The organism is Pseudomonas sp. NPDC090201, assembly GCF_044746825.1.
GTDB lineage: Bacteria > Pseudomonadota > Gammaproteobacteria > Pseudomonadales > Pseudomonadaceae > Aquipseudomonas > Aquipseudomonas putida_AD.
The window spans coordinates 1,208,382-1,218,037 of sequence record NZ_JBIVCX010000001.1 but is presented as its reverse complement, the minus strand read 5'-3'; the positions used below and the strand labels follow the sequence as shown (position 1 = coordinate 1,218,037).

General features: G+C 58.3%; 12 protein-coding genes. 8 read left to right on the top strand and 4 right to left on the bottom strand.

Going from position 1 to position 9,656, the window contains the following annotated elements; translation table 11 throughout:
* Nucleotides 1-196: 196 nt before the first annotated feature.
* Nucleotides 197-2,119 (bottom strand): acyltransferase family protein, encoded by a 1,923-nt coding sequence (locus tag ACIPOO_RS05575; RefSeq protein WP_400604957.1) that lies wholly within the window; start codon nt 2,117-2,119, stop codon nt 197-199.
* Between the two features lie 538 nt (nt 2,120-2,657).
* Here ACIPOO_RS05575 and ACIPOO_RS05570 point away from each other — a divergent pair.
* The 7 genes from ACIPOO_RS05570 to ACIPOO_RS05540 all read left to right on the top strand — a co-directional run bounded on the left by ACIPOO_RS05570 (nt 2,658) and on the right by ACIPOO_RS05540 (nt 7,049).
* Nucleotides 2,658-2,933, top strand: coding sequence for a DUF2282 domain-containing protein (locus tag ACIPOO_RS05570; protein WP_274136522.1), 276 nt, complete (start codon nt 2,658-2,660; stop codon nt 2,931-2,933).
* A complete protein-coding gene (locus ACIPOO_RS05565) occupies nt 2,933-3,373 on the top strand; it encodes a DoxX family protein (protein ID WP_400604955.1) in 441 nt (146 codons plus the stop codon). Before ACIPOO_RS05570 ends, ACIPOO_RS05565 begins: the two co-directional genes overlap by 1 nt.
* Before the next feature lie 51 nt (nt 3,374-3,424).
* On the top strand, nt 3,425-4,201 hold the full coding sequence (locus ACIPOO_RS05560) for an alpha/beta fold hydrolase (RefSeq protein WP_274136524.1): 777 nt from the start codon (nt 3,425-3,427) through the stop codon (nt 4,199-4,201).
* A gap of 50 nt (nt 4,202-4,251) precedes the next feature.
* Complete coding sequence (locus ACIPOO_RS05555) at nt 4,252-4,527, top strand: hypothetical protein (protein WP_274136525.1); 276 nt, start codon at nt 4,252-4,254, stop codon at nt 4,525-4,527.
* Between the two features lie 323 nt (nt 4,528-4,850).
* On the top strand, nt 4,851-5,693 hold the full coding sequence (locus ACIPOO_RS05550; RefSeq protein WP_400604952.1) for a DUF692 domain-containing protein: 843 nt from the start codon (nt 4,851-4,853) through the stop codon (nt 5,691-5,693).
* Nucleotides 5,690-6,433, top strand: a complete 744-nt coding sequence (locus ACIPOO_RS05545; RefSeq protein WP_400604950.1) for a putative DNA-binding domain-containing protein — start codon at nt 5,690-5,692, stop codon at nt 6,431-6,433. Before ACIPOO_RS05550 ends, ACIPOO_RS05545 begins: the two co-directional genes overlap by 4 nt.
* Before the next feature lie 118 nt (nt 6,434-6,551).
* Nucleotides 6,552-7,049, top strand: a complete 498-nt coding sequence (locus tag ACIPOO_RS05540) for an alpha/beta fold hydrolase (protein ID WP_400604948.1) — start codon at nt 6,552-6,554, stop codon at nt 7,047-7,049.
* Between the two features lie 132 nt (nt 7,050-7,181).
* Here ACIPOO_RS05540 and ACIPOO_RS05535 read toward each other — a convergent pair whose 3' ends face one another.
* On the bottom strand, nt 7,182-7,445 hold the full coding sequence (locus ACIPOO_RS05535; protein ID WP_400604946.1) for a YebG family protein: 264 nt from the start codon (nt 7,443-7,445) through the stop codon (nt 7,182-7,184).
* Nucleotides 7,446-7,714: 269 nt separating this feature from the next.
* On the opposite strand from ACIPOO_RS05535, the gene ACIPOO_RS05530 reads away from it, so the two are divergent.
* Entirely contained in the window at nt 7,715-8,203 is a 489-nt protein-coding gene (locus ACIPOO_RS05530; RefSeq protein ID WP_400604944.1) for a phosphate-starvation-inducible protein PsiE, read from the top strand.
* A 107-nt stretch (nt 8,204-8,310) separates the two neighbouring features.
* On the opposite strand, the gene ACIPOO_RS05525 is transcribed toward ACIPOO_RS05530, so the two are convergent.
* Together ACIPOO_RS05525 and ACIPOO_RS05520 are read right to left on the bottom strand one after the other, a co-directional pair.
* A complete protein-coding gene (locus ACIPOO_RS05525) occupies nt 8,311-8,631 on the bottom strand; it encodes a DUF3509 domain-containing protein (protein ID WP_274135451.1) in 321 nt (106 codons plus the stop codon).
* 411 nt (nt 8,632-9,042) lie between these two features.
* Nucleotides 9,043-9,465, bottom strand: coding sequence for an HPF/RaiA family ribosome-associated protein (locus tag ACIPOO_RS05520; protein WP_274135452.1), 423 nt, complete (start codon nt 9,463-9,465; stop codon nt 9,043-9,045).
* Nucleotides 9,466-9,656: the final 191 nt, after the last annotated feature.

The window sequence follows — 9,656 nt, the reverse complement described above, 5'->3', positions numbered from 1 at the left end:
TCGTTTGCGGCGCGCCCCCGGCGGCCGCGCCCCCCCCCCCCCCCCCCCCCCCCCCCCCCCCCCCCCCCCCCCCCCCCCCCCCCCCCGCTCCTACAGGGGCTGGGTCTGGACTTGAAGAAATGAGCGTCTCCGTTCGTCCCCTCGTTGGTAGATTCATTTAGTAAAACGCGCTGGCCTACGGTAGGGCCAGCGCTTTCTACCTTTCGGAAATTGCGAGGAGCAGTTCTTTTGCTGCAATTGAAGAGCCGTCGATGGAAAGATGATTGGTGTCGGAGTACAGGATCTTTCCATCTTTCACGGTGTGACAGACACCCTCGGTGCACAGTGCGGGTGCGGCATCGATGTAGAAGACATTTGGATGGCGATCTGCGAATCTCCGGATCACCTGATTCACGGCATAGGGTGACGAGTCTTCGAGTCTGAACTTCAACTGGGTTTCACAGCCTTGATCGATATACCTTGGGCGCAGGAGGCATGAAACGACGTTCATGTTTTCATATTTGAATGGCTGGCTTCCGACGATATAGAAAGGCCGATCGCCTATATCTTTTCTAGCTCTTTCGAGAAGGTCCTCTATGATTTGGAAGTAGTTCATGTTGCCTGAATGCTCGGGGTTATTTCCATCTGGATCGGCGATGATATTGCTGTACCCATCCCAGCTGTGTGCGAGGATGAATGGGGTGTCGTTATTGTTTAGTAGCGCCAGCGCCTCAAGATAGGCTTCCCTGCAGTCTGTCCGGGGTATGTTGTTCAGCAAGCGTGTGTAGTGTTTTGAAAAAAGGCACCCGTGCATAAATACGCCGTCGATGGATGCCCGCTGCTTATTCAGTTCCTCGTCCAGCCCGCTGGCGTATTGAAGCGCGAAGCTGTCTCCGGCCATGACCGCTAATGGTTTTGCATTTCTATCACCGAGTCGGGTAGAAAGATTGTAACCGTGGCCACCATAATTGTTGATATGGAAGTTCACCGGGTCGGACGCAAAGGCCAGGTATTGCGATGGGACCCGGGATGGCAGTCCACCCTGCTCAACAACCAGCAGTGAAAGACCGACGAGAAGGGCTACCGATGCTGGCGCAGCAACCGCAGCGGTCATTCTGGAGCGTGCATCGATACCCATGAAGCGCCGTTCAATGTAGCGGTACAGGATTGCCCCCAGAATGAAAGAGGCGGTGAGCAATGCGATTTTTTCACTGAGCGTTATGGGCCTGTAGACATAGTATTTATAGAAGACGATGACAGGCCAGTGCACCAGATACAGTGAGTAAGACACCAGTCCGATCCAGATGGCGGGTCGAAGGCGCAGCACCGAAACCCATGGTGACTGCCCGGCGTAGATGCAGGCAGCTGCCCCCAGGCAGGGTGCGAGTGCAAACAGCCCCGGAAACGCCGAGCCTGAATCCAGATAGAATGCGGATGCCAGTATGAGCAGCAGTCCTGAAATCGCGAGGATGCCTTCAATGGTTTTTCCAGCGCGCCTCCTGGAGGCAAAAACCATCAGTGCTCCAACCGACAGTTCAAAGCCCCGAAACGGCATCATGAAATAGGCAGCCGATGCGTCACGGTTTAACATCACCTGGCTCATGATCAACGAAGTCAGGGTCAGGAAGGCCAGCACCACGAGAAGGCATCGGTCAGAGACCTTGACAGACATCCATACAATGAGCGGCCAGACGAGATAAAACTGCCATTCCACCGCGAGTGACCAAGTATGTAGCAGGGGCTGACTTGCAGCGGAGGTGTCGAAGTATCCTTGTTGGGACCAGAAGTAAAAGTTGGAAGATGCAAATACGGAGTAGTTCGCAGCGGTTGCAAGTCTGGTGTATGTCCCAGGATCAAGCAATACAAAACCTGCCGCCAGGCATCCCGCAACTGTCACAAGCAGCGCAGGATGTAATCGCATTAATCGTCTGGTGTAAAAGCCGATCGGTGAAAATGTTCCCCTGGTGAGGGAGTTTTTGATGATTGTGGTAATCAGATATCCCGAGATGACGAAGAATACGTCAACACCTACAAAGCCGCCCGGTACCCCGAGGTCGAAGTGAAACAGCAGCACCAGCATGACTGCGAGTGCTCGTAATCCGTCTATATCTGGCCTGTAGTCAGTGTGTGTGCTGTGCATGATTTCCCTTTCGTAAATACCTACTCCAATACCGGCTATGCGGCGATCTGGATTCTACAGGTGATTTATTCCTGTGTCAGGAGTTGTGAATGAAAGGAAAGAGGGGGTTGGGGGTGCTCAGGTTGTTTTCGTCAAAGTGTATATTTAATAGAGTGCAAAGATGTTATTTCCTACACTTAGATGTCTTAAGTCCTACATGTAGCTATGTCCGCCGCCTGTAGGAGCGCGCTTGCCCGCGATGGCGGTGTGTCAGACGGCAATAGAGCGTCTGATACACCGCCATCGCGGGCATGCGCGCTCCTAGAGGTTCCGGGTGCACCCTGAGCGTCGCTTTTCTTCAGAATCGGTTTTATTCCATTCGAATTTGTATCGGACTGTGTACAGGTCCGCTCGAGATACATCTGCTAAGGCTTCTGCCCAAACCGCGACACAGACCAGATACAGCCCCACGTTTAAATCTGCTCACCGAAACGAAACACCGGTTTGAACCTCAAGGGTGCCGGTTCGGACCCCTTTTTCGATGAGCAGGAGATAAACGATGAACACCAAATACGCCGCCCTCGCTGCAACCCTGGCCCTGTCGCTGACCGCTCTGGCGGGCACTGCTTCGGCTGCCGACCAGGCAACCCCAAAAGAGAAATGCTACGGCGTGGCCCTGGCCGGTCAGAACGACTGTGCCGCAGGCCCGGGCACTTCGTGCGCCGCGACGTCCAGCGCTGACTATCAGGGCAACGCGTGGGTGCTGGTCGATAAAGGCACTTGCACCACCATCAAGACGCCCAAGGGCTTCGGCTCGCTGACGGAACAGAAGTGATGCGCGGCGCGATTCTGGCGCCTGCGCTGCGGGCGGCCATGCCCAGCTTCCTGTTGCTGGTCGCGCGGTTGGGCATCGCTTCGGTGTTCTTCCTGTCGGGCCGCACCAAGGTCACGGGGCTGCTGACACTCAAGCCATCGACCTTTCAGTTGTTCCAGTACGAGTACGCGTTACCGGTGTTGCCGACGGATCTTGCGGCTTACCTGGCCACGTACGCAGAGCACCTGTTTCCGGTTCTGCTGGTGCTGGGGCTCGTCACCCGGCCCGCTGCGGCGGCGCTGTTGGGCATGACGGCGGTGATCGAGATTTTCGTTTACCCCGATGCCTGGCCGACGCACCTGACCTGGGCGGCTCTGCTGCTGCCGCTGGTGGTGTACGGCGCCGGTCGCTGGTCGCTGGATGAATTGTTTTTCGGACGGTTTCGCACGGTCCTTCGCTGAACAACAACCCTGAAACATGAGCGGGGCCGCACAGGCCCCTGGAGAGTCAACATGCGTACAGTTTCCAAACTCGCCCTGGGCATCATGGCGGTGGCTGCCCCTCTGCTGGTGTCTGCGCAGGCCTCTGCCGCTGCACCGGTTGCGCCGACCGGCGCGAAAAACATCGTGATCGTGCACGGCTCGTTCGTGGACGGTTCGGGCTGGCGAGTGGTGCACGACATCCTGATTCACAAGGGCTACAAGGTCACCGTGGTGCAGCAGCCTGCGACCAATCTGGATGCCGACGTGGCCGCGACCCGGGAAATTCTCGACCAGCAGGTCGGCCCGGTGGTGCTGGTCGGGCACAGCTCCGGTGGCGGCGTGATCAGCGCAGCCGGTGTTCGTGACAAGGTCAAGGCGCTGGTTTATGTCGCCGCGTTGCAGCCGGAAGTGGGCGAAAGCATGGGCCAGTTGATTGCCTCGATGCCGTCGCCAAGCGATGACATTCGTCCGACCCGCGACGGTCACCTGTTCTTTGATCGCGCCAAGTTCGCCACCGATTTTGCCGGTGACCTGACCACCAATCGCACCGATTTCATGGCCGCGTCCCAGCCTGCCGCCACCACCGCCACCTTTGGCGTTCAGGCCTGGGCTGCTGCCTGGCACAACAAGCCGACTTACGCAATTGTCGCCACCGAAGACCACGCCCTGAGCCCTGACCTGCAGCGCTGGATGTACAAGCGCGCCGGCTCCAAGGTCACCGAAATCAAGGCCAGCCATGCGGTGTACATCTCGCAGCCTGAGGCCGTGGCCCAGGTCATCGAAGACGCGGCCCTGGCCGTCAAATAACCCTCAGCTAGCAACCTTTTGATTCATCCCGACCGCACCTGGAGAACACCATGAACGTATCGACCAAATCCCGTTTCAGCATCGCCACCGCCGCCGCCCTGATCGCTCTGGCTTCGGCTTCCTTCAGCGTTGGCGCTTCGGCTGCCGATGCCAGCGCCGAGAAACCAGGCCGTTGCTACGGCGTAAACAACTGCAAGGGCGAAAGCCTGTGCGCCACCGCCAAGAACGACTGCAAAGGCCTGAACAGCTGCAAGGGCCAGGGCGTGATCGTCAAGACCCCGTCCGAATGCCTGAAGGCAGGCGGCACGTTGACCGAGCCTAAATAAGCCCGATCAGCCAGGCCCGCCCTCCCGTTGCAAAGCGGGAGGGCGGGCTTTTTTGCGTTGTGAACAATGAGGCGAGACGCCCATCTTGGGACCTCCCACGTCCCGTAGCAGCCGGGCTTGCCCGCGGGTCGATCTCAAGGCCGCCCCCGCCGGCAAGCCGGACTGCTACATCGGATCAGATGAATGAGGTTGGGTTTTGTATCGAAATGTATATCGCCCCGGCGCAGATACATCGGGCCACGCTTCATTCGCCGCGCGACACAGAGGAGATACAGCAGGGCGGTTAAATCTGCCCATCGAGACATTTCAGCGGAGAACGCAAAATGACAGCAGCTTTTTCAGGTTACGGGCTGGGCCTGCGTCGGGAGCACTACAAGGATTTTCTGGAAAGCGACGTGCCGGTGGATTTCGTCGAAGTCATTTCCGAAAACTTCATGGTCGATGGCGGTCAGCCACGGGACATCCTGCGTCGGGTGCGCGAGCGTCATCCGGTCGTCCTGCATGGTGTTTCCATGTCCATCGGCTCGGCTGACGGCCTGAATCCGGCCTACCTCAAGCGCCTGCGCAATCTGGTGGATGAGGTACAACCGCTGTTCGTCTCCGATCACCTGAGCTGGTCACGCATTGGCGGTTTCAACTCCCATGACCTGCTGCCGGTGCCCTACACCCACGAAGCGCTGGATCGCGTGTGCGCGAACATATCCCAGGCCCAGGACGCGCTCGGCCGGACCATGCTGTTCGAAAACCCGTCCAGCTACCTGAGCTTCCCCGACGCGGCCATGACCGAGTGGGAATTCATCGCCGAGATGTCCCGCCGCACCGGCTGCGAACTGCTGCTGGACGTCAATAACGTGTTCGTCAGCGCCAGCAACCACGGCTTCGATGCGCTGGCGTTTCTCGATGGTATTCCCGCCGAGCGCGTGCGGCAGATTCATCTGGCTGGCCATACCCAGGGCCCGGACCTGTTGATCGACACCCACGACAGCCCGGTCTGCCCGGATGTCTGGCAGTTGTACGCCAAGGCCATTTCGCTACTGGGTCCGGTCGCCACCATGATCGAGCGCGATGATGACATTCCTCCCCTGGCCGAACTGCTTGATGAGTTGTCCATAGCACGCCAGTTGGGTACGGCAGAAGCTCGCCGCCGTGCAGGAGAAGTCGCATGAAGCTTGCCGATCTGCAACGCGATTTCCAGTCCTGGCTGGTGGACGCCTCTGAAGATGCAGCCGATCGCTTGAGCGTTCATGCCGCCGCAGGCCTTGCGGTCTACCAGAACAACTACCGCACTCAACTCGTCAATTGCCTGAAACACAGCTTCCCGCTGTTGCAGAAATGGCTGGGTGAAGAAGAGTTTCGCAACGCTGCCATCGCCCACATCGAGAAATATCCGCCCCATGCCTGGACGCTCGATGCCTACGCCGAGGACTTCGAACAGACGTTGCGCGAACGCTTCCCCGACAACCCGGACATCCATGAACTGGCCTGGATCGAGCTGGCGCTGGGTGAGGCGTTCGTCGCACGGGATGCCCAGCCCCTGACGCTGGATGCCCTGGCGACGGTCGATTGGGATAACGCCAGCCTGCGTTTCACGCCGTCACTGCGGGTGCATGTGATGACCACCAACGTCGAAGCGATCTGGAGTGCCTTGTGCGAGGAGCGCACGCCGCCCGAGAGCGAAATGCTTGCCGAGGCGGGTGGACTGCTGGTCTGGCGTCGGCAGTTCACCTCAAGGTTGCGTGAAATCGACGGGCTGGAATACGCCGCGCTCGCTCAGCTTCAGCGCAATGGCAGTTTCGCGGATCTGTGCGAAATGCTGGTGGCGCGGCTGGGCGAACAGGACGGCGTGGCGAAGGTCGGCGGCCTGCTGGCCGGCTGGCTTGGCAGCGAGCTGATTGTCGGCGTCTGACCCTTTTTACAATCCCGGGAATGCATTAACCATGTCTGGATTCACACTCAATCGTCGGCACTTTCTGACTTATTCTGCGGCGAGTGTCGCAGCCTTGGCACTCACTGATCTTACGCCCGTGTTTGCTGCGTCCGAGCCCGCTGCCTCTGGCAGCACTCTGGGGCCGGTTCAGCAAGTCAGCACTGACGTGCTCGACATCGGCTACGTCGAAGCCGGGCCGGAAGATGGTCGGGCGGTGATTCTGCTGCACGGAGCGGCCTACGACATTCAAAGCTATGCCGAGGTGGTGCCGCTTCTGGTTGCACAGGGAATGCGGGTGGTGGTGCCGTATCTGCGTGGTCACGGCAGTACCAGAGTGCTGGAGGAGCAGGCGCCCGGCACTGAGGAGCAGAGTGCCCTGGGCCAGGACGTGATCGACTTGATGAACGCCTTGCACATTCCCGAAGCGGTACTGGCCGGCTTTCAGGAAGGCGGTCGGGCGGCGAGCCTGGCCGAGGTGCTCAAGCCCACCCGCTGCGTGGGACTGATGGCGGCCAACTACCTGCCCCAGGAAAAGCCCCGCGCCTTCGCCGAGATTGTGGTGAGCCTGGTGCAGAATGGGCGCTGGCGCACATAACGTAGCAGCACGGAACCGAGGTCATACATGGATCCCGCAAACACTAAAAACCCGTAGCAGCCGGGCTTGCCCGCGGGTCGATCCTGAGGACGCCCCCGCCGGCAAGCCGTGCTGCTACGGAATTTGCGCGATTCAGTCTGTGGCGTCACCGCTCAGCAATTCATTCAGCGCATCCGGCTGATTCTTGAACGCGCGGGCGAAGACGTCGCGGTTCTTGGCCATGTAGATACCCGCTTCTTCAACCTGGGTTTCGGACAGCGAAGGCACTGCCTTGCTCAGGACACTGGACAGCAACTCGGCGAGTTCGAGCATCTTGTCATGACGATCAGCTTCGGCTTTATCCATGAACAAGCGCTCCAGATCCCGGCTGCTGCGGTATACCACTTCGACGGCCATTTACCACCTCATATGCCTTCAAGAAAGTAACCTTTGATAGCTACTGTGTTTATATACAGTGCAAAGCATAAGGCAATCGCTGCTGCCTGAATAGTGGCAATTCACATTCATTTACAGCTTCCCTGCGCTGTCTTGCGACAACCGGTCGCGTTCTCAACCATAGCCCATGGCCCCTTTAATGCTTGGGTTTTGCGCAGGCAACGTTGCGCAAACAAAAGCGTCACCCGCGTGCGGCATCATTCTTTTCGGGCTATTCAAGGAAGTACATCGTGAAAATCAACTGGGCCGAGTCCCTGCGTCAGCGCGTCCACACCTGCGCCGAGTCTCTGGGCAACCTGTTCGTCGAGACCTTCCACTACCTGGCGCTCTTCGCCATCGGTGCCGTGACGGCATGGGCGGCGGTGATGGCGTTCCTGGGGATGCTGGAGAAGGGTCATATCACGGTGGATGACATCCTGCTGCTGTTCATCTACCTGGAATTGGGCGCCATGGTGGGGATCTACTTCAAGACCAACCACATGCCGGTGCGCTTCCTGATCTACGTGGCGATCACCGCACTGACCCGCTTGCTGATTTCTGACGTGTCGCACCATGCGCCGCCGGACCTGGGCGTTGTGTACCTCAGCGGTGCGATTCTGCTGCTGGCGTTCGCGATTCTGGTAGTGCGTTACGCCTCGTCACAATTTCCTTCGGTGAAGGTGCCAGATCCGCATAGCAGCAGGAAGGGTGCGGTGATGGAGGAGAAGGGGGAGATTTAAGCGAATCTCATCACGACACATATCCGTAGCAGCACGGCTTGCCGGCGGGGGCGTCTTTGAAATCGCCCCCGCCAGCAAGCCGTGCTGCTACGGGATGGTGATGTGCATCAGATACCCACGTTGAGCTGCGGGCGATTGGAGAAGTGATTGCGCGGGGTCAACTGCTTGAGGTCGCCGTCGGTCATGGCCGTGAGGATCTTCACGGCGCTGTGGCCCTGCTCGATGGCGATGCCGAACTGCACGCTCTCGATCAGGCGGCGCAGGCGTTTGGGTGAGTTGCGCTGCTCGGTGCTGATCAGGCGCTTGGCGACCACGCCCGACTCGTTGGACAGCGTCAGCATGATGGTGCCGTCCAGATCCTGGATGCTCAGGTTGACCCGATAGTCTGGGTGAAATGCATCGGTGATCTGTTGAAAAGGGTTATCCATGAGCGGTTACCTGATGATCGGTCTGCGTTAGTTGACTTGGGGTCGGTGCGTTTAGTTCTCGACGCTGGATCAACGGTTGGAGAAAACGCACCCGGGTCCCAAGACATTCAACTGCCGTCGAGCCAGAGAAAATGGGGCTTGCAGAGGGTGGAGGCTCGATAATCAGGAACTTGCAGGGTTCGGGCCATTCAGGACGAACGGCATTATCAGCGGCTCGATTAATCCTTTCAGCGATAACAACGTGAACGGGTTCACCGTTATTCATTAATACTTAAGTACTGGCCAATTGCTTCGTAAGTTGCAGGCAAGCACCACTTGTGCGCGGCCTGCCTGCTTTGAGTGCATATAAAAAGGGCGGGCCTGTTTTCACAGGCCCGCCCCCTCCATTGATCGATTTATGAAGCCGCTGGCTTAGCCGTGCAGGGCTTCGTCTTTTTCCAGAAATTCTTCCTGCAACAGGGCGTCAGGGTTCTCCAGATCGTCTTTGTTGCGCGCGCTGTCGATGGACGTTACACCGCCACGTTTGCTGCGCAGTTTGCCAAACAGGTGCCCCAGTGCGTGTTCGAGTTTGACGGCGGCGCCGTCCACGGCCTGATCGAGGGAATCGGCCTTATGGGTGACGGATACGGGTTGGTGGCCTTTGGGCCGGGCTTCCATCTGGCAGCGGATGTCATGCGGGCCAGGTTTGTCGCCGTTCTCGTCGCGGATGTGGACTTCGATGCGGGTGAGGTCTTCTTCGTAGCGGTCGAGCGTGCTTTCAACGGTGGTTCGTACCCACTCCTCCAGTCGGATGCTGCTTTCGATGTGGTTATCGCTATTGACCTGGATTTGCATAGTTCTTCCCTTACTTTGGCTTGCTCGGGAGAGTCTCGACGAGGATGAATTTCGTCTGCCCTCACTCACAGTGTTGGCGCCGAACGAAGAACAATTCAACCCCCAAAACGAAAGAAATATTTCATTGCAGAAATAACTTTGCAGCTTTGCAAGCGAGCTTGTAGGAGCGCGCTTGCCCGCGATTACGATAT

Coding starts and splice junctions, on each gene's coding strand:
- ACIPOO_RS05560 (WP_274136524.1), top strand. CDS start 3,425: ATGCGTACAGTTTCCAAACTCGCCCTGGGCATCATGGCGGTGGCTGCC.
- ACIPOO_RS05575 (WP_400604957.1), bottom strand. CDS start 2,119: ATGCACAGCACACACACTGACTACAGGCCAGATATAGACGGATTACGA.
- ACIPOO_RS05535 (WP_400604946.1), bottom strand. CDS start 7,445: ATGGCCGTCGAAGTGGTATACCGCAGCAGCCGGGATCTGGAGCGCTTG.
- ACIPOO_RS05545 (WP_400604950.1), top strand. CDS start 5,690: ATGAAGCTTGCCGATCTGCAACGCGATTTCCAGTCCTGGCTGGTGGAC.
- ACIPOO_RS05520 (WP_274135452.1), bottom strand. CDS start 9,465: ATGCAAATCCAGGTCAATAGCGATAACCACATCGAAAGCAGCATCCGA.
- ACIPOO_RS05555 (WP_274136525.1), top strand. CDS start 4,252: ATGAACGTATCGACCAAATCCCGTTTCAGCATCGCCACCGCCGCCGCC.
- ACIPOO_RS05570 (WP_274136522.1), top strand. CDS start 2,658: ATGAACACCAAATACGCCGCCCTCGCTGCAACCCTGGCCCTGTCGCTG.
- ACIPOO_RS05565 (WP_400604955.1), top strand. CDS start 2,933: ATGCGCGGCGCGATTCTGGCGCCTGCGCTGCGGGCGGCCATGCCCAGC.
- ACIPOO_RS05525 (WP_274135451.1), bottom strand. CDS start 8,631: ATGGATAACCCTTTTCAACAGATCACCGATGCATTTCACCCAGACTAT.
- ACIPOO_RS05550 (WP_400604952.1), top strand. CDS start 4,851: ATGACAGCAGCTTTTTCAGGTTACGGGCTGGGCCTGCGTCGGGAGCAC.